The sequence below is a fragment of the Vibrio artabrorum genome (assembly GCF_024347295.1).
GTDB classification, from domain to species: domain Bacteria; phylum Pseudomonadota; class Gammaproteobacteria; order Enterobacterales; family Vibrionaceae; genus Vibrio; species Vibrio artabrorum.
The window spans coordinates 1,810,551-1,837,150 of sequence record NZ_AP025458.1 but is presented as its reverse complement, the minus strand read 5'-3'; the positions used below and the strand labels follow the sequence as shown (position 1 = coordinate 1,837,150).

General features: G+C 45.3%; 24 protein-coding genes and 1 tRNA gene. 9 read left to right on the top strand and 16 right to left on the bottom strand.

The genetic code is table 11. The annotated features are described in order from the left end of the window. Nucleotides 1-14 precede the first annotated feature (14 nt). From ybgF to OCU36_RS08255, 3 genes are all read left to right on the top strand, one after another. Nucleotides 15-797 carry a tol-pal system protein YbgF gene (ybgF, locus tag OCU36_RS08265; RefSeq protein ID WP_261837562.1) on the top strand — a complete coding sequence of 261 codons (783 nt, stop codon included), beginning with the start codon at nt 15-17 and terminating at the stop codon, nt 795-797. Nucleotides 798-940: 143 nt separating this feature from the next. Further along, nucleotides 941-2,002, top strand: coding sequence for a quinolinate synthase NadA (nadA, locus tag OCU36_RS08260; RefSeq protein WP_261837561.1), 1,062 nt, complete (start codon nt 941-943; stop codon nt 2,000-2,002). 194 nt (nt 2,003-2,196) lie between these two features. Then, a complete protein-coding gene (locus tag OCU36_RS08255; protein WP_261837560.1) occupies nt 2,197-3,228 on the top strand; it encodes an ion channel in 1,032 nt (343 codons plus the stop codon). 72 nt (nt 3,229-3,300) lie between these two features. On the opposite strand, the gene OCU36_RS08250 is transcribed toward OCU36_RS08255, so the two are convergent. Further along, nucleotides 3,301-3,870, bottom strand: a complete 570-nt coding sequence (locus tag OCU36_RS08250) for a UPF0149 family protein (RefSeq protein WP_261837559.1) — start codon at nt 3,868-3,870, stop codon at nt 3,301-3,303. A 136-nt stretch (nt 3,871-4,006) separates the two neighbouring features. Here OCU36_RS08250 and OCU36_RS08245 point away from each other — a divergent pair, with 136 nt between their 5' ends. The 3 genes from OCU36_RS08245 to OCU36_RS08235 all read left to right on the top strand — a co-directional run bounded on the left by OCU36_RS08245 (nt 4,007) and on the right by OCU36_RS08235 (nt 7,163). Further along, on the top strand, nt 4,007-6,211 hold the full coding sequence (locus tag OCU36_RS08245) for an ATP-binding protein (protein WP_446697403.1): 2,205 nt from the start codon (nt 4,007-4,009) through the stop codon (nt 6,209-6,211). Between the two features lie 249 nt (nt 6,212-6,460). Then, the gene (locus OCU36_RS08240) at nt 6,461-6,910 is read left to right on the top strand and encodes an L-alanine exporter AlaE (protein ID WP_261837557.1); all 450 of its coding nucleotides are present in this window, start codon (nt 6,461-6,463) and stop codon (nt 6,908-6,910) included. Nucleotides 6,911-7,072: 162 nt separating this feature from the next. After that, nucleotides 7,073-7,163, top strand: a tRNA-Ser gene (locus OCU36_RS08235). A 154-nt stretch (nt 7,164-7,317) separates the two neighbouring features. Here OCU36_RS08235 and OCU36_RS08230 read toward each other — a convergent pair. From OCU36_RS08230 to OCU36_RS08220, 3 genes are all read right to left on the bottom strand, one after another. Beyond that, nucleotides 7,318-8,055, bottom strand: a complete 738-nt coding sequence (locus tag OCU36_RS08230; protein ID WP_261837556.1) for a dienelactone hydrolase family protein — start codon at nt 8,053-8,055, stop codon at nt 7,318-7,320. 218 nt (nt 8,056-8,273) lie between these two features. Next, nucleotides 8,274-9,218: a pyridoxal-phosphate dependent enzyme gene (locus tag OCU36_RS08225; protein WP_261837555.1), complete on the bottom strand. Its 945-nt coding sequence runs from the start codon at nt 9,216-9,218 to the stop codon at nt 8,274-8,276. Nucleotides 9,219-9,449: 231 nt separating this feature from the next. Next, entirely contained in the window at nt 9,450-11,753 is a 2,304-nt protein-coding gene (locus OCU36_RS08220; protein WP_261839715.1) for a YgiQ family radical SAM protein, read from the bottom strand. Nucleotides 11,754-12,083: 330 nt separating this feature from the next. Here OCU36_RS08220 and OCU36_RS08215 point away from each other — a divergent pair, with 330 nt between their 5' ends. Both OCU36_RS08215 and OCU36_RS08210 read left to right on the top strand, forming a co-directional pair. Then, complete coding sequence (locus tag OCU36_RS08215) at nt 12,084-12,764, top strand: hypothetical protein (RefSeq protein WP_261837554.1); 681 nt, start codon at nt 12,084-12,086, stop codon at nt 12,762-12,764. A gap of 98 nt (nt 12,765-12,862) precedes the next feature. Beyond that, complete coding sequence (locus OCU36_RS08210) at nt 12,863-13,063, top strand: DUF4250 domain-containing protein (RefSeq protein ID WP_004736508.1); 201 nt, start codon at nt 12,863-12,865, stop codon at nt 13,061-13,063. Between the two features lie 153 nt (nt 13,064-13,216). On the opposite strand, the gene OCU36_RS08205 is transcribed toward OCU36_RS08210, so the two are convergent. After that, entirely contained in the window at nt 13,217-14,128 is a 912-nt protein-coding gene (locus tag OCU36_RS08205; RefSeq protein WP_261837553.1) for a LysR substrate-binding domain-containing protein, read from the bottom strand. Nucleotides 14,129-14,407: 279 nt separating this feature from the next. Between OCU36_RS08205 and metE the strand changes: the two genes are divergently transcribed. Further along, complete coding sequence (gene metE, locus OCU36_RS08200) at nt 14,408-16,753, top strand: 5-methyltetrahydropteroyltriglutamate--homocysteine S-methyltransferase (RefSeq protein WP_261837552.1); 2,346 nt, start codon at nt 14,408-14,410, stop codon at nt 16,751-16,753. 147 nt (nt 16,754-16,900) lie between these two features. Here the strand turns inward: metE and OCU36_RS08195 are convergent, their stop codons facing one another. The 11 genes from OCU36_RS08195 to OCU36_RS08145 form a co-directional block, all read right to left on the bottom strand. Beyond that, complete coding sequence (locus OCU36_RS08195) at nt 16,901-17,293, bottom strand: GspS/AspS pilotin family protein (protein WP_261837551.1); 393 nt, start codon at nt 17,291-17,293, stop codon at nt 16,901-16,903. Nucleotide 17,294: 1 nt separating this feature from the next. Then, nucleotides 17,295-17,591 carry a YciI family protein gene (locus OCU36_RS08190; RefSeq protein WP_261837550.1) on the bottom strand — a complete coding sequence of 99 codons (297 nt, stop codon included), beginning with the start codon at nt 17,589-17,591 and terminating at the stop codon, nt 17,295-17,297. Between the two features lie 195 nt (nt 17,592-17,786). Then, nucleotides 17,787-18,185, bottom strand: a complete 399-nt coding sequence (yciA, locus tag OCU36_RS08185) for an acyl-CoA thioester hydrolase YciA (protein ID WP_261837549.1) — start codon at nt 18,183-18,185, stop codon at nt 17,787-17,789. A 167-nt stretch (nt 18,186-18,352) separates the two neighbouring features. Then, on the bottom strand, nt 18,353-18,955 hold the full coding sequence (locus OCU36_RS08180; protein ID WP_261837548.1) for a septation protein A: 603 nt from the start codon (nt 18,953-18,955) through the stop codon (nt 18,353-18,355). A gap of 125 nt (nt 18,956-19,080) precedes the next feature. Next, nucleotides 19,081-19,329: a hypothetical protein gene (locus OCU36_RS08175; RefSeq protein ID WP_108223933.1), complete on the bottom strand. Its 249-nt coding sequence runs from the start codon at nt 19,327-19,329 to the stop codon at nt 19,081-19,083. A 439-nt stretch (nt 19,330-19,768) separates the two neighbouring features. Further along, nucleotides 19,769-21,028 (bottom strand): dicarboxylate/amino acid:cation symporter, encoded by a 1,260-nt coding sequence (locus OCU36_RS08170; protein ID WP_261837547.1) that lies wholly within the window; start codon nt 21,026-21,028, stop codon nt 19,769-19,771. Between the two features lie 382 nt (nt 21,029-21,410). Continuing rightward, entirely contained in the window at nt 21,411-22,217 is an 807-nt protein-coding gene (gene trpA, locus OCU36_RS08165; RefSeq protein ID WP_261837546.1) for a tryptophan synthase subunit alpha, read from the bottom strand. Next, a complete protein-coding gene (gene trpB / locus OCU36_RS08160) occupies nt 22,217-23,407 on the bottom strand; it encodes a tryptophan synthase subunit beta (RefSeq protein WP_261837545.1) in 1,191 nt (396 codons plus the stop codon). The genes trpA and trpB overlap by 1 nt, the downstream gene beginning before the upstream one ends. A 123-nt stretch (nt 23,408-23,530) precedes the next feature. Continuing rightward, nucleotides 23,531-24,982, bottom strand: coding sequence for a bifunctional indole-3-glycerol-phosphate synthase TrpC/phosphoribosylanthranilate isomerase TrpF (gene trpCF / locus OCU36_RS08155; RefSeq protein WP_261837544.1), 1,452 nt, complete (start codon nt 24,980-24,982; stop codon nt 23,531-23,533). 20 nt (nt 24,983-25,002) lie between these two features. Further along, nucleotides 25,003-25,998: an anthranilate phosphoribosyltransferase gene (trpD, locus tag OCU36_RS08150; protein WP_261837543.1), complete on the bottom strand. Its 996-nt coding sequence runs from the start codon at nt 25,996-25,998 to the stop codon at nt 25,003-25,005. 9 nt (nt 25,999-26,007) lie between these two features. Further along, on the bottom strand, nt 26,008-26,598 hold the full coding sequence (locus tag OCU36_RS08145; protein ID WP_261837542.1) for an aminodeoxychorismate/anthranilate synthase component II: 591 nt from the start codon (nt 26,596-26,598) through the stop codon (nt 26,008-26,010). Between the last annotated feature and the right edge of the window lie 2 nt (nt 26,599-26,600).

Sequence of the window (26,600 nt, the reverse complement as noted above, 5' to 3'; positions counted from 1 at the left end):
TGAGGAATTACCTCATGTTCAGTAACACAAAGCGAGTGATTTTGCTTTCGTTACTGGCGAGTGCAGCGAACGTCTCGTTCGCTGCACCAGCTCCAGTATCCGATCTCAATAGCACCGCAACTCATTCGTCATCTTCCACTCGATCAGCATCTAGCGAATCAGATATTGAGCGTCTAGAGCGCCTGCTTCAAAATCGAAACCTTGTTCAGCTTAAAATGCAGCAGCAAATCGACGATATGGCACAAGAAATCAGTGAACTTCGTGGTGAGCTAGAACGAAATAGCTACGATATGAAGCAAACGCTAGAGCGCCAACGTGAATTGTTCATTGAACTGGATCGTATCAGAGGTGAGGTGAAAGCCGCAGAAACGGCAACAGTCGCAGTGGCCGCGAGTGAGGACTCTAAAAGTGCTTCTGGTACGTTCAGTACTGATGTCGATGAGCAAACGGCTTATCAAAACGCTGTGGATATGATTCTAAAGCAGCGAGACTATAAAGGTGCTATCGAAGCATTCAAAAAGTTTCAAAAAGACTTTCCAGACTCTACCTTTACCCCTAATTCACATTATTGGTTAGGACAGCTTTATTTCGCTAAGAAACAAGACAAAGAAGCTGTGAAGAGTTTTGCCGCTGTTGTGTCGTATAAAGACTCGAACAAACGAGCAGATGCCCTGGTTAAGCTTGGTGATATTGCTATGCGTAACAATAACGCAGCGCAAGCTAAGAAATATTACCAACAAGTTGTCACCGAACACCCAAACAGTGCTTCGGCAAAAGTGGCTAAAACCCACTTGTAATAACAATAGGGGTGCTTAGGCGCCTCTTTTTTATCTGCTTTACAGCGGAGTCTTACCTACTTAAAACCGATCGTCTTTGATCCCAATCGCTGTCCTGTGTAGAATACTCTAATCCTCGGAAGAAGTTGCGTAGAGTAAAAGCAATGAGCCATATACTAGATAAAATCGATACAGTTTATCCGTTTCCGCCTAAGCCAGTTCCATTGAGCGATGCTCAGAAACAGGCTCACATCGCAAACATTAAAAAACTGCTTCAAGAGAAAGATGCAGTTCTAATTGCACATTACTACACAGACCCTGAAATTCAGGCTCTGGCTGAAGACACCGGTGGTTTCGTTGGCGATTCATTAGAAATGGCTAAATTCGGTAACCGTCACTCAGCAAGTACTTTAATCATCGCTGGCGTTCGTTTTATGGGCGAATCTGCAAAGATTCTTACTCCGGAAAAGCGCATCCTAATGCCAACGTTGGAAGCTGAATGTTCTCTCGACTTAGGCTGCCCTGCTGATAAATTTACAGAGTTTTGTGACGCTCATCCTGATCATACAGTGGTTGTATACGCCAACACATCAGCGGCTGTTAAAGCTCGTGCAGACTGGGTTGTGACGTCGAGCATCGCGTTAGAAATCGTTGAGAGCTTAGACGCGGAAGGAAAATCTATTATTTGGGGCCCAGATCGTCACCTCGGTTCTTACATTGCGAACCAAACCGGTGCCGATATGTTGCTTTGGCAAGGCGAGTGTATTGTACATGATGAGTTTTCAGCTGATGCTTTGAAGAAAATGAAATCGGTATACCCAGAAGCGGCTATTTTGGTGCACCCAGAATCCCCAGCAAGTGTGGTTGAACTGGCTGACGCTGTCGGCTCAACAAGCCAACTGATCAAGAAAGCGAAAGAGTTGCCACATCCTCAGATGATTGTTGCGACAGATAAGGGCATATTCTTCAAAATGCAGCAATTGGTTCCTGAAAAAGAATTGATTGAAGCACCTACCGCGGGTGCTGGTGCAACGTGCCGTAGCTGTGCACACTGCCCTTGGATGGCGATGAATGGTCTACAAGCGATTGAAAAAGCCCTTGAACATGGTGGTGATGAGCACGAGATATTCGTTTCTGATGAGTTACGTGTAAAGTCTCTTATCCCATTGAACCGTATGCTCGATTTTGCAGAACAGCTTAATTTGCAAGTGAAAGGCAATGCTTAATCAAGTGGTTGTGCTTTTTTTGCTAGCCGTGCTTTGAACACTAATAGAGAAACCAGCCTGTCGCTGGTTTTTTTATATCTAAACATAGGTCGTGATATCTATGTTGTGATTATATGTCCTTATGGAAGATATACCTTGTTGACATCTTGGATTTTTTCTAGCATTTGTCTAAGAGACAATAATTAGAGGCTTGAATGATAATCTGGTTACAACTCAAACGTTGGGTCAAAGCGAATGTCTTTGTTCTGAATGGCAAAAACTTACTGTTTACTCTCCTAGGCTATGTGTTTATTTCATGGTCGACATTGTATTTGGCGGGTGAAACGCACTTAACGAGTTCGTTCACCACGTTCGCTTACTATTTAGTTGTGACGGCTTCTACGGTTGGTTATGGTGATTTAGCACCTACGAGCGAAGCCGGTCGATGGATTGTTATTCTGTTTGTTATCCCCGGTGGACTCAGTCTTTTTGCTGCGTTGCTTGGTAAAGTTGCCACAGAAGGCGTTGAATATTGGCGAGCTGGCTTGCTAGGGAAAAGGAGAATAAGAGTGGATAACCATATTTTGATGCTTGGTTGGAATGAGCAAAGAACCATTCATCTCATTCGTATGTTGCAACATGAAGAAACGGGCAGACGACCGATCGTTTTGTGCTGTCGCGCTGATATTGAGAATCCGTTACCTGGCGAAATTAATTTCGTCAAAGTAAACAGCTACACTGACGGTCAAGAGATGGAAAAGGCGGGCATTGAGTCCGCAAGTTGCATCCTGATTGATACTCCTGAAGATGACATCACATTATCTGCAGCTCTTTATTGCGCGAGCCGAAATCCCCAGGCGCATCTTTTGGTGTATTTTAAAGATGAAGCATTGAGTGATTTACTGAATAAGCATTGTCCTAACTCCGAATGCATTCCAGCTGTTGGCGCTGAAATGCTCGCGAAAGCGGCAGTTGATCCGGGGTCAAGTGCCCTTCATCAAGAGTTGCTGAGTTCGACAAGGGGGATGACCCAATATTCGACGTATTACCCCAAAGATGCAGAGAGTGTCACCGTTGCACCAATCTTTTCCGCGTTTAAAGAGAAGTATCAAGCTACGTTGATCGCAATCGATTCAGGTCGTGGTATTGAACTCAATCCAGAACTGGATCAAGTGGTCACTAGCGGTACTAAGTTGTTTTATATTGCCGATGAGAGGATTGATGACTTCGATTGGAAAGACTTGTAGAAAGGTGATTGGATTTGTGTGAATCAATAAGGCCTCAGAGAGGCCTTATTATTCTAAAAATTTGGACCGTGTTTATTGCGCTTCGGCCAATGCGATACCGCGCTGAGTTAAGCCACATAGCATCACAGGAACCGCGTTAAAGATTTCTTCAAATTGCTCAAGTCCTTCAATGCCTTGCTCTGCCAATGTCGCAATTGAGGTCTCAGGGTCAAAAAGCATGCTCAGTGAAAGGAGTACGCCTCCAATAAGAGCGTTATCTTCAGTCTCTTCAGGCATTAAGGTTTCCCAGTCGTCACGGGTAACCTGCCAACCTTGAAGTAAGCCTTCGCAAAAATCGCGAGCGGCCGAGTTGACGACTTCTTCATCGTCTAATTGGCAAGCTTCAGGCCAAGCCCAAGTACCTTCAATCAGTTCGGGACGAGTTTTATTCCAAAGTGTGATGATAACTTCAATGTAGTTTTCAAGTTGCTCACCATCAGTAAACGGAGCAACGTGTTCTCCCCCCCAAAGGAAGGGTAACCACTCATGAGGGGTTAACACATTAGGGGCTGCTGCCATTGCAGTGACAAATCCCATGGTTTTGTGTTCTGTAATTAGTTTTCCTTCCAACTCTGGAAGCGCAAGAATATCTTGTAAAGTCAAAGTGAGGTACCGTAAAGGGAATATATTTGCGCTTATAGTACCAATGAACTTGCACCAATCAAGCTTCAATCTAAAAAGGCTTGATATCATTAATGATAAAAATTCAGTTCAATAGAAAAGAAAACAACAATAAATTATGCAGATACGATCGTCTTTAAAGAAAAAAAGCATGGTAGCGCTTGGTTTATACCTCGCGACGTTTATTGCCATCATCGGCAGTGTGACTTATTACGTTGTCGAGTCCCCTGTACGCGACAAACTGCAACAGAATCTAGACTTACGTACACAACTGTTGTCTGCATTGATTACCGAACCGTTCAACAGTTCGAAAGGTTTTGTTGATGGTTTAGTGGGTCTTGCTCAGGCGCATAGTCATGGCGATGACGTTACTCCGCTATGCAAGTCTATGTTGGCGGCAAGTGATGATATGATCGTCAGTGCTGGTATTTGGCCGGAACCTTATTCACTGGACTCCAATAAGCTTCTCAACAGCTATTTTTTCAATAAAGCTGACGATGGCAAAATTGATCAGATTTTTTCTTACAACAACCCCAAAAATGTACCTTATCACCAAGAAAGTTGGTACATCGCTGCCGCGAACCAAGCTCGAGGCGACGTCGAGTGGAGTGGGGTGTATATCGATCCCTACACGCACGTTAGAATGATCACCGCCTCTTCGCCTTATTATGACGACGGAACTTTCGCGGGTGTGGTGACCGTGGACCTTTCTCTTGAAGAGTTATTGGGCTTTATTAAGAATCATGCTGAAGAGTATGATCTAGGTATCGTACTGCGAGATAAGTTCAATCAAGTGTTGATTTCATATAACTTCAATCTCGTTGAAGGGATATACATCAGCAATAATCAATTTGGTGATTTTGGTTGGCAAGTTGATGTCGTCAACTCAAAGTCACTGGTATCCGATGAGGTATTTCGCCAGGTAATGAGTATTGAAGGCGGTATTGTCCCACTTTTATTGTTATGCGTGATGGCGGGTTACTACTTACTTAATCGTTATTTGATCAGTCCGATTACAACCATCGCGGCAAAAATTGATGGTTCTCGAGCTGGGGATATTATTGATGTCGATTATTCGAGTGATGATGAAATTGGCCATCTGATCAAAACGTTTAATGAAAAGACGATCTATTTGGAAGCGGAAAAAGTCAAAGCTCAAGCGTCAACTAATGCGAAAACAGCGTTCTTAGCGACTTTATCACATGAAATTCGTACCCCAATGAATGGGGTTCTGGGTACCGCTCAAATCCTACTGAAAACCCCTTTAAACATTGAGCAAGAGAAGCACCTCAAGAGTTTGTATGAATCTGGCGATCATATGATGACATTGCTCAATGAAATCTTGGACTATTCAAAAATCGAGCAGGGCAGACTTGATCTCGATGAAACTCGATTTCCGCTTGATTCGATTATTGGCAGTATTAATAGTATTTACTACACACTGTCTTCTGAGAAAGGGCTTCAATTCAAAGTCTACTCCGAGGTCCCCTCAGGCCGTTGGTACTTCTCAGACAAAGCACGCTTACGCCAAATCTTGTTCAATTTATTGAACAACGCAGTGAAGTTTACCGCTAGAGGTTTTGTCGAGGTTTACTTTAAGGAGGTGGTAGAAGATGACAATACTTACCTTCGCATTAAGGTTCGTGACACCGGAATTGGTATCTCTAGAGAAGCCCAAAAACGCATTTTTAAACCTTTTGAACAAGCGGAATCTTCGACGACAAGACGGTTTGGCGGTACAGGGTTAGGTTTAGCCATCGTTAAAAAGATCGCTCAGCTCATGAATGGGAGCATTACCGTGAGCAGTGAAGAAGGGATAGGTACCAGCTTCATTGTTCAATTAAAGATACTGCCATGTCAGCCGGGTAAGATAGAGACCTTACCGCATAAAAAGCAGGATTATTCTGGCCTAAAAGTGTTGATTGTTGAGGATAACCGAACCAACACTGTCATCATGGAAACTTTCATGAGCAGTAAAGGGTTTGTGTGTAAAAGCGTCGAAAATGGTGAGCGAGCGATACAAGCTATCGTCGCTGAGCACTTTGATTTAGTGTTGATGGACAACCATATGCCGGTGATGGATGGCGTTGAATCAACCACCGCGATTCGCGCTTTACTTGGCGATGTTTCATCAATATTGATATTTGGTTGTACTGCTGATGTTTTTAAAGAGACTCGTGAGCGTTTGCTCGGTGCCGGTGTTGATTACATTATTGCTAAACCAATTGATGAGCGTGAGCTCGATGATGCATTATTTCGCTATTCGAATAAACTCTATCAGTATCACGAAACGAAGATCTCGAAAGAGGATAAACACGACTAAGATGTTGTTTAATTACTAAATAAAAAGGATGAACTGTTTAATGTTTGACCTCTATGTGTTTTTTTGGTGATAGTGACTGTTTTTAATTGGGTTTTTGGTTGTAAACTTACCACTTGAATTTTAATTTGGAATGTATGACTACTTATGTTGTGGTTTAATGGTGACATTATCTGGTGAGGTGTGAGAATGCCTCGGTTATATGTTACCTAGTCGCTAATTGGTTAGTGATATATTTTGGGTTAGGCATCAATGAAAACTCGTGGTCCATTTTGTATTCGAAACGCATTGGCGGATACCGTTGCTATGGTCGTTTTTTGTTTTATTTCGGGCATGATCGTAGAAGTGTTTATTTCGGGTATGACGTTTGAGCAATCTCTTGCTTCTCGAACATTATCTATTCCGGTCAACATTGCTATTGCTTGGCCTTATGGTGTCTTTCGTGATTGGTTCTTGCGCAACGGTGCAAAGCTTTCGCAAAGTTCATTGATGAAAAATTTGTCCGATCTTATGGCTTACGTGTTGTTTCAGTCACCTGTCTATATCGGTATTCTGTGGGCGGTTGGTGCTTCAGGCGACCAGATCGTTACGGCTGTAACCAGTAATGCGGTTATCTCTTGTGGTATGGGCGTACTGTACGGTTACTTTCTCGACATGTGTCGTAAATGGTTTCGAGTGCCCGGCTATTATCAGCAAGCTTAAGTATAGCGATAGAATAAAATTTGGTTTGTTTTTGATCTAATGAGTTAATTTGTAATCGAACAAACTGAAAAAGGCACTTTTTTTGATAATGCCTCTTGACCAAAGCAAGCATAATCAATAAAGTAGCGCCTCGTTGAGTGACAAGCTCAACACACAATTTGTGGAAGGATGGCTGAGTGGCTTAAGGCGCTCGCCTGGAAAGCGAGTATACGTTTATAGCGTATCTGGGGTTCAAATCCCCATCCTTCCACCACTATTCAGAACCCTAGCAGAAATGCTGGGGTTTTCTCGTTTTAGCCAAACTCCTAGCATTGTTCAATGCCCCGCTTTTATATCGGTGTACTGGGATAGCTTAATGCGTTATCAAAATATGGCCCGTGCGCACAACATCGAAGATAAAGAATCTTTTATCTGGTGGTGGTTTTTAACAACTGAGTAAAGCGTTCCCAAGACTTTTGGTCAGCTTGTTGTTGATAATTGTTTGAGCCAAATACGGTAAAGGCATGTGGCGCACCACTATAAGTGATCATTTCATGCGGAACTTTGGTCGCTTCAAGTTGAGCTGCGAGGTTGCCAAAGTCTTGCATAGAGATCATGGCGTCAGCCGTTCCGTGGAATACAACAACGGGCGCTTTGGTTTGAGAATAGTTTTGCCCTTTGGGTGTTGATAAACCACCATGAAAGGTCACATAAGCTTTCGATGGAATACCGGCGCGAGCGGCTTCCAGTACGGCGGCTCCGCCAAAGCAGTAACCCATCATCACGTTGTTATCTAAGTTACCCCCAAGTCGTTTCGCTTCCATTGCTCCTGCGTTAAGCAGCGCACGCATTTTCTCTCTATCTTTATACAGCTCACCGGTGTGTTGCTTTTTGTCTTTCACCTCCGTCGGGCGAATGCCTTTACCGAATAGATCGATGGCGAATACGTTGTAACCGAGTTCGTTGAGCATTTCAGAGCGTTTCTTTTCGTAATCGGTTAAGCCATCCCAATCGTGTATTAGCAGCACCAAAGGCGCTTGATCACTGGCTTCACTCCAATAACCTTCGTAATCCATCCCATCGATTTGGTAAGTGACGTTTTCCCCTGAAATCGCAGAGAAGGGCAGTAAAACTGAAAACAGGCCGAGCGTTGTGAGTTTTCGCATGCGTTCTTCCTTTCGGTGACTATTGACGTTCCAATATGAAAGTATAGATAACGTGATGATCCTCGCCAGGTTTCTGTTGTTTACTTGAAATGTGTGATAGCAAGAGGGGGAATAGCTGATAAACAGCCATCGAGATAAGGGCGATGGCTATTCATTATGCGCTAAGAAATTCTCAGTTCTCAGAGATGCGGGGTTTTAGAGTAGAAAAGAACGGATTACTACCAAGTTGTGTTAGCAGCGTTATTACTGGCGTGGCTATTTCGAAGTTCTGGGTACTTACGTTGATAGCGTGGCAACATCGACTCATTACCTAAGATGCCACCTTGATGGATGTAGATGATGGTTTTATCTGGGTTGTCTTGTTGCCACTGTTCTAAGCATTGCCACATCAATGGATCATAAAGTAGGTCAAATTCAATGTCGGTTTGCTCTTGCAGATCCAACCAAGTTTGATAGTCCTGTTGATACAGTTTACCAAAGTGGTGCTTGGCGTTAAGCGGTAAGATATGTGGGTGATCGGTTTCACCCAGTTCATTAAATTGTTGCGTTAGGTAGTCACTGCCACCCACACACGCACAGGTCAATACCGGGATGTCGTGAACTTTTAAATGTTTGTGCAGATACAGAGCGGTACTGCCGGTGCCTGCTGGTAGAGCCACCACGAAATCGTTCTTGTTTTGGAAACGTGTCCAGCCGAGTATTTCCATCGCCAGTTGTTTCACACCATATTCAGAAAGCTGAGAACGTCCACCTTCAGGTAATACAATGCATTGAGAGTTGGGCTGTCTTACTTGTTCAATATACGCTTGTGGATGAAGCTCAGAGCCGATTTCTTTGACTGAAATGACCTTAGCCCCAAGCTCGATGGCACCACGGTAGTTGCCTATTGGGCGTTCTTGTAACCATTGGGGTAGGTGGTCGACGTAAAATTCAAGCGTCCAGCCTTTAATTTTTGCCAGTGCAGCGAGCGAGAACAATGAGTTAGCTTGAGCGGAACCATAGCTGATTAGAGTGGTGGTGTTTGGGTACTCGTCTTCCAGTAGCTTCATAAACTTTCTGGCTTTGTTGCCACAAAAATGAGAGTGAAGCTGGTCGTCACGCTTTAAGAAAAAGGTGTGGTCGTTATATTGATGCTGAGTTACAGGGCTATTATTTAGTTTCATCGCACTTATATAAAATGCTGACTTAAGAGCCAGCATTTTCATATCAAATAGGACGCACAAGTATCCAGTAGCCTGCAAGCGCTGTAAACCAACTAAATCAAGTTTTCGTTGAATATTGAACTTGGTACTACGAGTCTATTGGCTTTTTCGTTAGTAGAGAGATAAAAGTGCAGAATAGGAAAAAGCGCAGCGAGATGCTGCGCTTTGTGTTTTTACTGGAATGAACACAGATTAACGCTGTGCTGCACGCTGGCGGTTTTTACCGTTACTCGCAGGTTTGCCACCTTGGCCGTTGCCCGCTTTGTTACGGTTTGGTTTACCGTTTCCGCTGCCATTACCTTGCGATTGCTGACTACCTTTCTTAATGAAGCCAGTCGTTGGTTTATTCGCGTTACCATTACCGTGCTGCTTTCCGTTGCCCTGATTGCCGTTACCTTGGCTACCCGTTGGCTTTTTGCCGCCCGATTTAGGCTTATTGCCACCGGGTTTATGGTTACGTGGGCTTTCGCCACCCAGACCTGGCTGCGACTTACTGTGTTTCGTCGCAAAGCGCTGTGAGCCGTGACGACCAGATTTACGACGTTGTGCTGGCGTTTGTGCATCAAAGTCTTCTGCGGGTACTAGGCAGTTTGCTTTGTCGCCAATTAAGTGCTGTTTGCCCATGTTGATCAGCGCTTCACGGATGAGTTTCCAGTTTTCAGGATCGTGATAACGAAGCAGTGCTTTATGCAGACGACGTTGACGATCACCTTTTGGTACAGGAACATCTTCACGCTTCTTATATTTCACGCGTTTCAGAGGGTTAGTCTCTGAGTAGTACATCGACGTGGCATTACACATTGGCGATGGGTAGAAGTTTTGTACTTGGTCACACTCGTAGTTGTGCTTTTTTAGCCACATTGCAAGGTTAAGCATGTCTTCATCTTCTGTGCCCGGGTGAGCAGAGATGAAGTAAGGAATTAGGTACTGCTTTTTACCGGCTTCAGCGCTGTACTTCTCGAACATCTCTTTGAAACGATCGTAAGTGCCCATGCCCGGTTTCATCATCAGATCCAGTGGGCCTTTTTCAGTATGCTCTGGAGCAATCTTCAAGTAACCACCCACGTGGTGAGTCACAAGCTCACGAACGTATTCTGGAGATTCAATCGCTAAGTCGTAACGTACACCAGAAGCGATCATGATCTTCTTAACGCCCGGCACTTTTCTCGCAGAGCGGTACAGGTCGATGGTGTGTTGATGGTCTGTGTTTAGCTTTTCACAGATTTTCGGGAACACACACGATGGACGACGACAGTTAATTTCAGCTTTTGGATCAGAACAACCTAACCGGTACATGTTCGCCGTTGGGCCGCCCAAGTCAGAAATGGTGCCTGTGAAGCCCGGTACTTTATCTTTAATCTCTTCGATTTCATCCAAGATGGATTCTTTCGAACGGTTCTGAATGATACGACCTTCGTGCTCTGTGATTGAGCAGAAAGAGCAACCACCAAAACAACCACGCATGATGTTCACCGAGGTTTTGATCATGTCGTATGCCGGGATTTTCGCTTTGCCGTACATTGGGTGCGGAACACGCTTGTAAGCAAGGCCAAACACGTAATCCATCTCTTCTGTAGTCAATGGAATGGGCGCTTGGTTAACCCAAAGCTCGCGATCACCGTGACGTTGAATCAGAGCACGACCTGAGTACGGGTTTGTCTCAAGGTGCAGAATACGGCTAGCGTGAGCGTAAAGAATACGGTCATTGTTTAGCTTTTCGTAACCTGGGATACGCACCGCTGTTGTTTTTGCATCGTGACGAGAAGGGCGAATAGTAATAGGTTGCGCTTTTACTTCTTCTTTTTCGTCTTTCTTGGTATCACACTGGGTTTCAACTTCGTATGGGTTTACCGGAACGTACGCTTTGTTCGGCTTTTCGATACGAGAAGAGTCAATGATCTTGAAGCCTTCAGGGGCCGCAGGGAGATTGATAGCAGTACCACGAATATCGGTCAGCGTAGACATGTCTTCGCCATCGGCAATGCGGTGTGCCACTTCAACCAGTGCACGCTCAGCGTTACCAAAAAGAAGAATGTCCGCTTTTGCATCAAACAATACAGAGCGACGAACTTTATCCGACCAGTAGTCGTAGTGAGCCACACGACGCAAACTCGCCTCAATACCACCAAGTACGATTGGCGTGCCTTTGTAAGCTTCACGACAACGTTGAGAATAAACCAGAGTTGCACGGTCAGGACGCTTGCCACCTTCATTGTTCGGTGTGTAAGCATCATCGTGACGTAATTTTCGATCAGAGGTGTAGCGGTTGATCATGGAGTCCATGTTACCCGCTGTGATGCCGAAGAATAGGTTAGGTTTACCTAGCTTCATGAAGGCATCTTTATTGTCCCACTTTGGTTGAGCAATAATGCCCACGCGGAAACCTTGAGCTTCAAGCAGACGGCCGATGATCGCCATACCAAAGCTCGGGTGATCGACATAGGCATCGCCCGTTACAATAATAATGTCACAGCTATCCCATCCAAGCGCATCCATCTCCTTTCTACTGGTCGGCAGAAAGGGTGCTGTTCCGTAACACTCGGCCCAGTATTTTTTGTGTTCGTGAATAGGAGTGATATCGCTGTACATATTTCAACCTCTGATTTTTGAGGCGGGAATTATAGCGGCATGAAGCTAGACTAGCCAGTAGAACATGCCCCTGCTCGTACTGATGTCTTTCGACGTTTGGGTGATCTTACGGATAAAATCGCTATACAAAAGCCGAGTTGAAGCCATGAATGACGCCGCTAATTTGCGATTTTGATTAGTGTTCAGGGCAGATTTTGATATTATTCGCGAAAATATCTCTGAATAAGTAGATCCATAATGGTCGAAACGTTACTAATGCAATTTGCTCCGATGTTATTGGGAGCTCAACTGATGTTAACTTTAATCTTAGTGAAGGGGGACATTTGCCCAGGTCAACGTGGCCGCATTCACAAGATGTTACCCGCGATTGGCGTACTGTGGCTCGCCGTTTCTTCTCTTAAGATCGAAGCTTTTCTGGTCGTATTTGCGATCTTCTATTTCTATTCTCAAGTTCAGACTAACAAAACACGCGACGCTGGCCCCATTTGGGTGATGTATCTAGCTTGTGGTTTAGCGCTGTCATACGTAGCTATCCAAGCAACAGAACAAGCAACCACGGTTGGTATGATCACGACCTTGTTACTCGTGGTATTGTTGGGCTCAGTGTTCAGCCATCTTCTGCTGACAATTGCAAGAACGCGCTTACAAGCCTTTCATCGTGTTCTCCCTGTTGTGGGTATACTCAGTGGCATGCTGGTGGTGCTAGCCACCGTGATCAATGTTTATTCACTGCCTGAGGCACAACTGGAACCGGTGATTTCAACATTGTTATTTAGTTTTGCTTTGTTGATCTCGTCTATCGTGGTGTGGTGTTGGCATTTATTGTTCGTTAAAACGCCTGAAAAATTACAGTTGACGATTTCGTTGCTGATGTTATTGGCGGCCGTCGTTGGTTTAACGCCAGTTTGGGCACTTTAATCACTCACTTTCGTCAAGAAGTGTGATCGGTTTTTTAGCGTGGCGCGGGTAAGCGTTCTAAACTTAACTCTAGTCGGTGTGTTCGTAAGGAGTTCGAGATGGATTTAAGCAACGTTAAAGGTTTCGATAGCATTATTTTGCTGGGCATCGTGAATGAAAAACTTCGTTTAGAATGCGATAGCTTTGAAGAACTGATCAGTATGTATGAAATGGATATAGAGAGTGTCGTGGGTAAGCTTGATATGCTTGGCTACCAATACGATCCATTGACGAATCAGTTTAAGTCTTACCCAAGATAAATAGCGGACGAGTGCATCAGCTATCGTGAATGAAAAAGTGTCGCTATTGTCTGTATTGATAATAAAAAAGTCACAGATGGTCTGTGACTTTCTTGTTTCTGACGGCTGCCTAGTGAAGCTAACACTACTCAAACTCGCCCAACACGAAATCTGTTAAACAACCTTAATCCCATCTAAGTGACTCTTACTTTGCTGCCTTGCGGTGCTAAAAAAAGCTTGTAGGTAACGTTTGTCTTTTTCTGAATTTCTGACTGCTGCAAATAGGCGTCTTGATAGCCCTTTGCCCAATGGTTTGCTGGCGATCAACCCTTGCCTTGAAAACTCACTGATCGCCCAGTTGGGTAGTGCAGCGACCCCTAAGCCTGCCGATACCATTTGTACCAACATTAACGTGTTGTCTGCCTGTTTCCATTTTTTAGGGTCGACGCCTGCGGGTTGTAAAAAGTGCTTCACAACATCGAGCCGCTGCTTTTGAACAGGGTAGGAGAGCATGGTGATATCACTCAGGTCTTGCGGCTCAATGATCTGCTTTTCCGCTAAAGGTGAGTTAATAGCAGTAATCAAGCGCATTTCAAAATCGAACAGCGGTTCGTAGTGCACCTCAGAACGCGGCTGGATATCAGAGGTAATCACCAAATCTAATTCGCCAGCCATTAACGCAGGTAGGGGCTCAAAGCCAAAGCCTGATGAAAAGTCAAGCGTGACGGTTGGCCATGCCACTTGGTACTCTTTCAGGGCAGGCATCAACCATTGAAAACACGAGTGACACTCGATCGCCATGTGCAACCGACCATTCACATCCTCCTTTAGGCTCGCGAGCTCGTTTTCTGCTTTCGCGACTTTGGGTTGTATCTCATCTGCCAGCTTAAGCAATATCTCCCCTTCAGAGGTGAATTTTACGGGCCTAGTTTTACGGAGGAAAAGCTGGCCGCCAATACGTGCTTCAAGATCTTTCAATTGATGAGAAAGTGCCGACTGAGTCAGATGGAGAGAAGTTGCCGTCGCCGTTAGCGAGCCGCTGTCTCTCAAGGTGGTTAATGTTCGAAGGTGTTTAAGCTCTATCATGAGTATTCCTCATATTCCCTAAGCCAATTCAATATTTCTTAATAATCACCCTACGGGGTTTTCACTCTCTTGTAAACGTCTAGATGTCCAAATGAATTCTAATCGTTCATCTTAAGATTATTCAAAATGAAAATTATTAATAAACAAGATGAATATTTGGACGTTGTTCATCGTTCAGATTAGGTAGATAGTTTAGCCATCCAGACGCCTTCTTTGAAAAGATTTAATCGGATAGGCCGTCTGACTGGATATTAAAATTATTGAATAAGGAACAGGTTCATGACGACAACAACGCATATTTTAGGTTACCCACGTATCGGCGAAAAACGCGAACTTAAATTCACACTAGAGAAGTACTGGCGCGGTGAGATTGACCAATCTGAGCTCAAGCAGCTCGGCAGCGAATTGAGAAATCGTAACTGGAAGGTACAAGCCGACGCGAATCTAAGTTTTGCAACGGCGGGTGACTTCGCATGGTACGACCATGTTCTAACAACGACTCTGCTTCTCGGTCATGTGCCGAAACGTCATGCTGGTGGATCAGAAGATGAAAAAGCCTTCCCAGATTTAGATACTTTATTTCGAGTTGGGCGTGGACAATCTCAAACACAATCCACCTGTTGTGGTGGTAAACATGGATCTGAAAGCGCTAAAGATGGTGCTGCGGCTTCCGACATGACTAAGTGGTTCAACACTAACTACCACTACATTGTTCCTGAGTTCAGTAAAGACGACACCTTTGAAGTGAGCTGGCCACAACTGTTTGACGAAGTGAGTGAAGCGATTAAAGCGGGGCATAAGGTGAAGCCAGTTCTTCTCGGCCCACTGTCTTACTTATACTTAGGTAAAGAAGTGGAAGCGGGTTTTGATCGCTTGTCTCTGCTTCCGCGTCTTCTCACCGCTTATCAAGCGATTTTAGCAAAACTCACTAAGTTGGGCGTTGAGTGGGTGCAAATCGACGAACCTATCCTTTCTCTAGAGCTTGAAAGCCGGTGGGCCGATTCATTCAAACTGGCGTATCAAGTGATTCAAGGCGATGTAAAACTATTGCTTACTACTTACTTTGATTCGGTGACCGATACGTTAGATCAAATCGTAAAGTTGCCAGTGAATGGCGTACACATTGATTTGGCTGCGGCACCACAACAACTCGATGAAGTGGTGAATAAGCTACCTGAAGGTTGGGTGCTATCGGCGGGGGCAATCAACGGGCGCAATGTTTGGCGAGCTGATTTAGCGGCATTACTAGAGAAACTGCAACCAGTCAAAGAGAAGCTGGGAGACAAATTGTGGGTCGCGAGTTCATGTTCGTTGCTGCATAGCCCGGTTGACCTTGAACTCGAAGATACACTCAGCGAAGAAGTGAAGAGTTGGTTTTCCTTTGCAAAACAGAAAGTCACTGAGGTGAGTTTATTGGGGGCCGCGTTGGATGGCGATCAAAATGCCATTTTGGCGTGTGAGACTTACAGCCAACCGATTGTTGCACGCAAGAGCGCCACACATGTGAACAAGCCGCAAGTGCAAGCTCGAATCAATACCGTAACTAAAGCATTAGCAGAGCGCAGTGCTCCATACGCAGAACGTGCCGCGCATCAGTCTGAAGTACTCGGCTTACCGTTGTTACCAACCACAACCATTGGTTCGTTTCCACAAACAGGGGAGATCCGTGTTCAACGCAGTGCTTACCGCACTGGCAAACTGAGTGAAGCGGAATACAACACGGCATTGAAAGGTCACATAGCCGATGCAGTTAAGCGCCAAGAAGCGTTAGATTTGGATGTACTTGTACACGGCGAAGCGGAACGCAATGACATGGTGGAGTACTTTGCAGAAAACTTAGCTGGTTTCCAAACCACTCAATTTGGTTGGGTACAGAGCTATGGTTCACGCTGCGTAAAACCGGCGATTGTGGTCGCAGATATCGAACGTGAAAAACCGATCACAGTAGAGTGGTCGACGTATGCTCAGTCATTAACAGCTAAGCAGATGAAAGGGATGCTGACTGGGCCTGTGACTATCTTGTGCTGGACATTCCCACGTGAAGATATTTCTCGCAAAGAGATCACCAACCAACTGGCGTTTGCGCTGCGTGATGAGGTGTCTGATCTACAAGATGCAGGGATCAACATTATTCAAATTGATGAACCTGCCATTCGTGAAGGCTTGCCGCTGAAAAAGCGTGACCATGCAGAATACTTAGAGTGGGCGGTCGATGCCTTTAAAATTTCAGCCGCGAGCGCTAAGCAAGAAACGCAAATTCATACCCACATGTGTTACAGCGAGTTTAATGAGATCATTGATTCTGTGGCCGCGCTAGATGCCGATGTGATTACCATTGAAACTTCTCGCTCGAATATGGAATTGCTCAAAGCGTTTGAAGCGTTTAACTATCCGAATGCGATTGGACCTGGTGTTTATGATATTCACTCACCAAACATTCCATCAGAAGAGTGGATCATCGACTTGCTTAAGAAAGCCGCTGAGAAAATTCCGGTGGAACGCTTATGGGCAAACCCTGATTGCGGCCTTAAAACCCGGAATTGGGCAGAAACAGAAGCCGCACTTGCTAATTTAGTTGCAGCCACTAAAGCGCTACGTAAAGAGTGGGCCGTCGCAGAAGCTTGATACTAATCGTAGTCAATAACGGGTCATCCTAGCTTGTTAAAAACCTCGATAACTTCGTTAGAATGTAACGCCCTAAAAACAAAGGCCTCGCGATGCGAGGCCTTCGGGATTGATGCTTGTTCGAATCTCGAATCTCGAATCTCGAATCTAGCTGCTCTGACACGTCTGTTTAGTGATCAGCTTGTCAACCATCAACTGTCCTCGAGTGTTACGAATCTTGATGTTGTAAGCCAGTCCCATATCTAGGTGTGATCTTACTTCAGAGTTAGTGCAATAGCTGTTCACACTCATCTCTACAACTTGGTTTAAAGGTTTCGCCCCTTTGGCATCTTGGTTGTAGATCATCATAAGTTCGATAACGGTGCTTTTGGCTAGCACGCGCATGATCGACAATGGACCATACTCGATCGGCAAGCCGGCAGAGAGAACCCCCGCTCGGTTTTGTGCCATCATTTCCAGCTGTCTTTGCTGCTCACGCTCCGCTGAAGCACAGCCAGAGAGTAGCGCAACAGCGACTGAGACAATAATCCATTTTTTCACGTTAAAACACTTTCTTGAATGGTTTAACGATGACGTTTTGGTAGACGCCGGCATCAACGTATGGGTCTGCATCAGCCCATGTTTGCGCGTCTTCTAAAGAATTGAACTCAGCAATCACAGTCGAGCCAGTGAACCCCATTTCACCTGGATTATCGGAATCGATAGCAGGCATAGGGCCGGCTGTGAGAAGTCGACCTTCATCGTGAAGTGTTTGCAGGCGTTCTAAATGTTGTGGGCGAACACTTTGGCGCTTTGCTAATGAGTTTTCGACGTCTTGAGAAAAAATTACGTACCACATGTTGAGATATCCTTATTTTACTTCACTGAATGACAGCGATTAAATTTGCTATCTGGTTAATTTACGCGAACTAATGGCTATTGGAAGAGGGAATAAGAAGAAATTGTGAAATGAGGTGGGAGAGGAGCAAGGTCTTCAGCGTTTTTTAATGAAAATGACTAAAGACCTTAGAATGCGCTAGCGCGATGAGACACACTATTTTTTGATTGGACGAGGCTTACCACTTTCATCGACAGCGACATAGTTGAATGTCGCACCGCACACCTTGTAACGATCGCCGATGCCGTGGTCAAGTACAGGTTTAACCCATACTTCTAAGTCAATATTCATCGAACTACGACCAATCTTAGTACAGTCACCATAAACACACACAACGTCACCCACTAACACTGGCTGTTTGAACTCGATACTCGATACTGAAACCGTGACAATCTTGCCGTTAGAGATCTCTTTCGCCAGTATACCACCCGCCAGATCCAGTTGAGACATTATCCAACCGCCGAATATTTGGCCTGCTGCATTGGTATCAGAGGGCATCGCTAAAGTGCGAAGAAGTAAAGAACCAATCGGGTTTAAAGTTGATTGAATAGTCATTGTTGTACTCTTAATGGTATTGATTGTTTTCAATTAAAAATAGAGGTGTTTATCAGACTTGCAGCGGTCTTGCCTTTCATGTCTTCTGCGAACAAAAATAAATCACGGGCCAATGAACATGAGCATCATTGGCCAAATAGCCGGTTGATAATGTTGCTAGCAATCGGCTATTTTTCTTTAGTATTTTGATCTGAGAGCGCTTGTTGCTCGTTTTGGTGCTGATCTTGATCTTTGGGCTGAAACTGATCTTTAGGTACATGCTTATAGATATAAGCTCCCGTCAGCAAAGTGAACACAAAGGTCGCGATCAGCAAGCCGAAGACTTTGAAATTCACCCAAACATCGAGAGGAAGGTTGAAAGCAACGTAAATATTGAGGAGTGCACAAACAGCAAAAAATAGGGTCCATGCCCAGTTAATTTTGCTCCACACGACGTCGGGCAGTGTAATCTCTTTGCCCAACATCCTTTTAATTGCTGATTTACCCATAAGATGGCTGACTGTCAGGCCGATAGAAAACAGTGCGTAAACGATGGTGACTTTCCATTTTATGAAGTTATCGTCATGCAGGGAAATGGTCATGCCGCCAAACACGGCGACCACTAGGAAAGTGATCACCTGCATTTTTTCTACTTTTCTATAAATTAAGTACATCAAAACAATTTGTACTGCGGATGCGATGATCAAAGCACCGGTTGCGGTATAGATGTCGTACATCTTATAAAGCGCAAAGAAAATAATGAGAGGTATGAAATCAAGAATTTGTTTCATGTGGCACTGAATATCCAGTTAGTTGAGTTGCAGACAGTCTAACCAAATTTGTCTCGATGCAAAATAGCCCGAGACAATTGGGTGCCAATTAATTACATCTAACCGCTTTATCGTGTCGGAACGTGTTATCGCATTGATGTGGTTTGATAACGAGGTATCAGCTTCTTGATATCTTCAAGGTAACCTTCGCTCTTCAAATTGTCTAAGGTGTTTTCAAGCTCTTGCTCACTCATCGCGAAACACGTCGATTTACCGGTTGTAAGGTCAAGATACTCGTGATATTCACGCTCAGTGAAGTGGCCAATTCTGTCCATTAACAGGGTTTTGATTCCATGGTGAATTAAGCCGTAATACGTATGTCTTTGTAAGGTCATAGCCTATCCTCCGTGACAAGCTGCAGTGATATCGGTGCAACCTGCTTAAGATTGGTTGGGTTACCTATGACAAAGCAATTCGAATGCCATTTTCTCCAACGGAACAGAACAAATTCCCGACCAAATAAAATTGAATTTCTTTTCATATAGTTAAAGGAAGGTAGGTTCTATTCTCTGACAATCAATACGTAACAGAGATAAAATAGTTTCATTTTGAGAATAGTGAATTTCTCATTCTGACGATCGACTGTACATTGATGATAAGACAATCTCTAATTACGTCACGTTTGATATCTTTGGCGCGGATTGGTCTATAGATGAATGCCTAACCAGTGGCAATACCAAAAATAAAAAAAATCCGAGGGCGGTCAAGCTCTCGGATTTTTCATTCATGGTTGGTGGTGCCAATTTAAGCCACCACCCACTTAGCGTTTAATTATTACGCTTGCTGTTTTTGCAGTTCAGCTTCTTTCACATCGTCTTTGATTAGAGAATCAACGATCACTGCACATGCTGCATCACCCGTGATGTTCAGAGCCGTACGGATCATATCGAAAATACGGTCTAGAGCGAATAGAAGAGGTAGACCTTCGATTGGAATACCGGCTGCAAGTAGTACCGCAACAACTAAGAATGAAGGACCAGGAACACCGGCTTGGCCAACCGCACCCAGTGTAGAGGTTATGATGATAGCAACGTAAGCACCCAACGATAGGTCGATGTTGAACAGTTGTGCGAAGAAGACAGCAACCAGACCGTAGTAAATTGCGTTACCACTCATGTTGATTGTTGCACCAAGTGGTAGAACAAATGAAGCCGTAGATTTTCTTACACCAAGCTCGTTTTCAACGGTGTCCATTGTTACTGGCAGCGTCGCCATTGAAGAAGCTGTTGATAGGGCAACCGCTTGAGGTTTCTTCATTGCAACAAGGAACTTTTTCGCAGAAGTCTTAGTGAAGATTTGAATCATCAGTGGGTAAGCCACAAAGCCGAAGATCGCAATCGCAGCGATGTAGACAACGAACAGTTTGAACACAACCATAAGCGCGCCAAAACCGAATGTACCCACAGCTTCTGCCATTAGGCCGAACACGCCAAGTGGAGCGATGATCATAACTTTGTTAATCATCCAAACCATAGCGTCAACAATCGTGTTTACACCATTGATGATTGGATCACGTTTTTCTTTCGCTTGTTTAGAAATTGCGATACCAAAGAATAAGCAGAAAACGAGAATTTGTAGAATGTTTGCTTCATTCAATGATTGAAAAACGTTGGTAGGGATCATGCCTGTGATGGTTGCCCAGAACGTTGGAAGTTCACCTTTCGCAGCGTATTCAGAAGAGAACATGCCTTGAACACCCGTTACATCGATACCATGACCCGGTTCGAACACTTCACCCATGACTAGCGCTAGTGCGACAGCAAGCGCAGACGTCAGTGCAAAGTAACCCAGTGTTGCGATCCCCACTTTACCGGCTGATGAGCTATTGCCTAGACCTGCGGCACCTGAAATTAGCGCAACCGCCACAAGCGGAATGACCAGCATCTTGATCAAGTTGATAAAGATAGCCCCCAGAGGAGCGAACATTGTTGCGTTGTGGCCCATCATCGCACCAACTGCGGTACCGATGATCATAGCAATCACGACTTGAATGCCGATGTTGCTTAGTAAATTCTTTTCTTTTAACACTTCCATAACCTCCGTGCTACTAAATATAAAAATCCCAGAATTACTCACCAACGTATGATTTCGCATTGGATAAATATTTCGCGAAGAGTTTTACACGTATCCTTTACATTTATCAATATCAGCGAATGTGAAATATCATTAAAAGTCGATAATCCGAAATGAGCCGGTGTTTTATTGCTCAAGGCAAACGTTTGCTTGTGGATTTACCATTATGATTTATAAATTGAAACTATGTTTTGATGAGGTGTTATTGGCGTGCCGTGGGTTTGTGTGAAGTGCTGTTTAGATCAAGTCTGTAACAATTAATAGGGGGAGCGTATGTTTAAAGAAAAACTCCCACAGTGCAAATCGTCGCACGAGTGGGAGCTTATTGCTTATTGCTTATTGCTTATTGCTGCGTTGCGGCTTTCATTGGCGTCACAAATTCAGCCAATGCTTTAAGCATCGCGTCTGGTTGTTCAATGTGGTTTTCAATGATTTTCACAACTGCTGAGCCAGAGATAGCCCCGGCAGCGCCCGCTTCGATTGCTTCTTTTACTTGCTCTGGAGCAGAGATACCGAATCCAAGCAGTGCTGGTGGTGCATCGAACTGGTTTAAGCGGTCAAGCAGCGCCGTTACGGGCATGTTTGCCTTGGTTTCGGCACCCGTTACGCCAGCACGAGAAAGTAGGTAGGTGTAGCCACCACCGAGCTCAGACACCGATTGAAGCGTCTCATCACTTGCTGTTGGTGGAGCAATAAAGATTGGGTGAACGCCAAACTTGTTAGCTGCAGCAACAAACTCGCCGCTCTCGTTGGTGGGTACATCCGCAATCAATACTGAATCGATACCTGCATTAGCACAACGCTGGTAGAAGTTCTCGATACCACGCGCATAGACCAAGTTTGCGTACATCAGTAAGCCGATTGGCAGTTCTGGGTATTTAGCGCGAATTTGACCAATAAGATCGAAGCACACATTGGGTGTGACTTTTGACTCTAACGCACGAATGTTTGCGCCTTGGATTGTTGGGCCATCAGCCAGTGGATCAGAGAATGGAATACCAAGCTCTAGCGCATCAGCACCAGCTTCAACTAAGGTTTCCATAATCTTAAGTGATTGCTCTGGGTTAGGATCGCCAACCGTTACGAATGGTACGAATGCGCCTTGATTCTTTTCCGCTAAGCGAGTGAAGAGTGATTGATAGCGATCCATTATAATTCTCCTTTCTCTTTAAGAATCTCATGTACTGAGAAAATGTCTTTGTCACCACGGCCAGATAGGTTAACCACTAATAGCTGCTCTTTCTCTGGATCAGCGTGGGCCATTTTAACGGCATGAGCCACTGCATGGGACGACTCTAGCGCAGCAATAATACCTTCTTTACGTGCAATCAATTGGAACGCTTCCAGTGCTTCGTCATCGGTTACGTTGTCGTATTCAGCGCGGCCAATGGCATTTAGGTGAGCGTGTTGCGGACCAACGGATGGGAAATCAAGCCCTGCGGAGACTGAGTAAGATTCTTCTACTTGGCCATTTTCATCTTGCATCAGTGGTGCTTTCATACCAAAGAAAATGCCTGTTTTACCATGCTTAAGTGGCGCACCGTGTTGGTCGGTATCGATACCTTTACCAGCAGGCTCTACGCCGATTAGACGAACGGACTCTTCTTCAATGAAATCAGCGAACATACCGATAGCATTTGAACCACCACCGACACAAGCGATAACCGCATCTGGAAGGCGACCTTCACGCGCTAGGATCTGGTTTTTGGTTTCTTCACCAATCATGCGCTGGAAATCTCGAACGATCGTTGGGAATGGGTGAGGGCCAGCCGCAGTACCCAGTAGGTAGTGCGCTTTTTCGTAAGTTGCAGACCAGTCACGTAGCGCTTCGTTACATGCGTCTTTTAGCGTTGAAGAGCCAGAATGAACAGGGATAACCTCTGCGCCCATGAGTTTCATGCGGAACACGTTTGGGCTTTGACGTTCAACGTCTTTTGCACCCATGTAAACACGACACTTAAGGCCGAGTAGAGCACAAGCTAGAGCGGTTGCAACGCCGTGCTGACCCGCGCCAGTCTCAGCAATGATTTCATTTTTTCCCATACGTTTAGCAAGCAGCGCTTGACCGAGTACTTGGTTTGTCTTGTGAGCACCGCCGTGAAGGAGATCTTCACGTTTTAGGTACAGTTTCGTTTTTGTACCTTTAGTCAGATTGCGAGTGAGCGTTAGTGCCGTTGGTCGCCCCGCGTACTCTTGCAGGAGAGTCATGAATTCGCTGCGGAACTCAGGATCGGCTTGTGCATCAATAAACGCTTGTTCTAGTTGGTCTAGTGCTGGTACTAGGATCTGCGGTACGTATTGACCACCGTATTCACCAAAGTAGGCATCAAGTTTAGCCATTGTGTTATTCCTTCAATTTTATTGATGTGCATTTACACCAAGTCATTTAATCTGGTTTGAGCTTCGCAAAAGGCAAAGCCCACAAATCGTTTTCTAGTTATTAGGCTCGTAATGTATAAAAGCTTAGTAATTACGAATCGCGGCAAAAGCGCGTTGCAGCTTGTCTGCATCTTTTTTACCTGGCGCAGATTCAACGCCAGAGTTGAGGTCTAACCCTAAGCAGCCCAATTTAGCCGCTTGGTTCGCATTGTCTGGGTTTAGACCACCCGCCAACATGATTGCACTTTGATTGTTGATGAGGCTCCAGTCGAATGCTTGGCCTGTACCACCCGTTTGAGCTCCCACTTTAGTATCTAACAGGTGGCGAGTCACGTTGCTTTCCAGTAATTCTGGCAGCGAGCCTTCAGCATCAGCATCAGCATCAGCATCAACACCGTAAGCTTTCCAAATCTCAACACATTCAGGTAGTGACTGTTTTAGTTCATCGACAAACGCTTGAGACTCGTCACCGTGCAGTTGCACAGCAAACAGACCGAGCTCAGACACCGTTTTCGTCACGTCTGCTACGCTGTGATTTTGGAACACGCCGACGTAATTTAAGGGTGCGCCGCTCATGGTTAAACGAGCCGCTTCGATATCCACATAACGCTTAGATGCTTCAACGAAAATCAGACCACCGAATACCGCACCAGCTTGATACGCTTTTGCTGCATCGTCTGGGTGGGTTAGGCCACACACCTTGTTCTCGCCCAGCGTGACTTTACGCACCGCAAGTTCAAGGTTCTTCTCCGCCATTAGAGAGCTACCGATTAGGAAGCCATCTGCAAACGTTGAAAGGTCACGAACTTGTTGATGTGTGTAGATGCCAGACTCTGAAATCAGCACTGCGTTTGGAGCCAGTTCACGAATCAGCGGTGCCAGCGCTTTAGTGCGATTTAAATCCGTCGAAAGGTCACGAAGGTTTCGGTTATTAATGCCGATTACTTTTGCATTTAAAGCGACAGCACGGTGAAGTTCTTGCTCGTTGCTGACCTCGGTGAGTATCCCCATGTTGAGTGAGTGAGCAACGTCAGCCAGCGCTTGGTACTCTTCGTCATTCAATACCGATAGCATCAGCAAGATGGCGTCAGCAGAATAGTGACGGGCTAAGTACACTTGGTAGGTATCGACCATGAAGTCTTTACACAGGATAGGCTGCTTAGCAACGCTGCGAACTTTAGGTAAAAACTCAAAGTCACCTTGGAAGTACTTTTCGTCGGTCAGCACTGAAATCGCATTGGCGTGGTTGTTGTACACCGATGCGATGTAGTCCAAATCAAACTCGTCACGGATTAACCCTTTCGACGGAGAGGCCTTTTTACATTCAGTGATGAAAACCGTTTGTTCGCTGCTCAGAGCATCATAAAAGCTGCGGTCTGTCGTGGTTAATGATGCTTTAAACTCGCCCAATGGTTGAGCCTGCTTACGCGCTTCAACCCATTGGTATTTATCTCGAACGATTTTGGCTAATACTTCCGCCATTTCAGTATCTTTGACTGAAACGTGGGTCGACAGTTTATCGGTAGTCTGTGTCATGTTCTTTGTCTCGTCGTTCGTTAGGCGTGTGCAGCAAGCTTTTGTACCAGCTCGTATGCTTTGCCTGAGTTCATTGCATCAATCGCTTGTTGTGCATTGGCTTTTAGATCTTCGTGACCAAATAGGCGCATCAGTAGCGCAACGTTGACCGCGACGGCGCCAACTTGAGCATCACTGCCTTTACCGGTCAGGATATCGGTTGTGATGGCTTTGTTCTCTGCTGGCTCGCCGCCCTTAATCGCTTCAAGAGGGTGGGTGTTTAAACCAAAGTCAGCCGGTGTCACTGTGTATTCGTGAATCTCGCCATCTTTAATTTCAGCAACGATAGTCTCGCCGTGAATCGCCACTTCATCTAGGCCGCTACCGTGAACAACCGCAGCACGCTTGATGCCCATTTGCAGCATGGTTTCTGCGATAGGGCGAACGAGTTCTTTGCTGTAAACCCCCATTAGTTCGATGTTCGGGCGAGCTGGGTTAATCAGTGGGCCAAGAATATTGAAGATAGTGCGCGTTTTCATGGTTTGACGTACCGGCATCGCGTGACGTACACCAACGTGATACTGCGGAGCAAATAGGAAAGCGACGCCAAGCTCATCAACAGCCGCACGTGTATCTTCAGCTGTCATCGCTAGATTGATACCAAACGAATCCAGTAGGTCAGAAGAGCCTGATTTGCTCGATACACTGCGGTTACCGTGCTTGGCGACTTTTAAGCCACACGCTGCGGCAACAAATGCAGACGTCGTCGAGATATTAATGGTGTTGTGACCGTCGCCGCCGGTACCGACGATGTCTGCGAAATCGTAATCAGGGCGTGGGAACGGGTTTGCATTGGCCAGCAGTGCTTTCGCTGCACCTGCGATCTCATCGGGCGTTTCGCCTTTGATTTTCAGTGCCGTCAGCGCAGAAGCCATCAAGATAGGGTCAAGTTCGCCCTTGATGATCACATCAAACAACTGTTGGCTTTCTTCTTGAGTAAGAGACTGCTGTTCGTAAAGTTTATTAATCTGTTCCATGATCGTTTCCTATATCGTCTTTTTCTCAAGAGCCCATTCGATAGCGTTCGCTAGAAGCGTTGCACCGTAGGTCGTCATAATTGATTCAGGGTGGAATTGGAATCCACAAACCTTGTCTTGTTCTTGAACCACAGACATCACCAAACCATCGACTTCAGCGGTAACCGTCAGACTATCGGATACATGCGTGGCAACCAATGAGTGATAACGAGCAATAGCCAGTGGTGAAGGTAAGCCTTGGTAAGTCGCATGATTTTGGTGTTCCATCATCGACACCTTACCATGAATGATTTCGCCGGCGCCTGCAACGGTGCCGCCGTAAGCTTCAACGATCGCTTGGTGGCCTAAACAAATACCAATCATAGGTACTTTGCCTTTGAGCAGCTGAATCAGCTCTGGCATACAGCCCGCATCCGCTGGAGCTCCTGGGCCTGGTGAAAGTAGGGCTACCGGGTTGTCGAGTTCGTTGATCGCGGCTTCCACTACCTTGGCAGAGATGTTGTTACGGTAAATCTTTACGTTGTGACCCAATGAGCGGAATTGATCTACAAGGTTGTAAGTGAATGAGTCGAAGTTATCGATGAATACAATATCAGCCATGA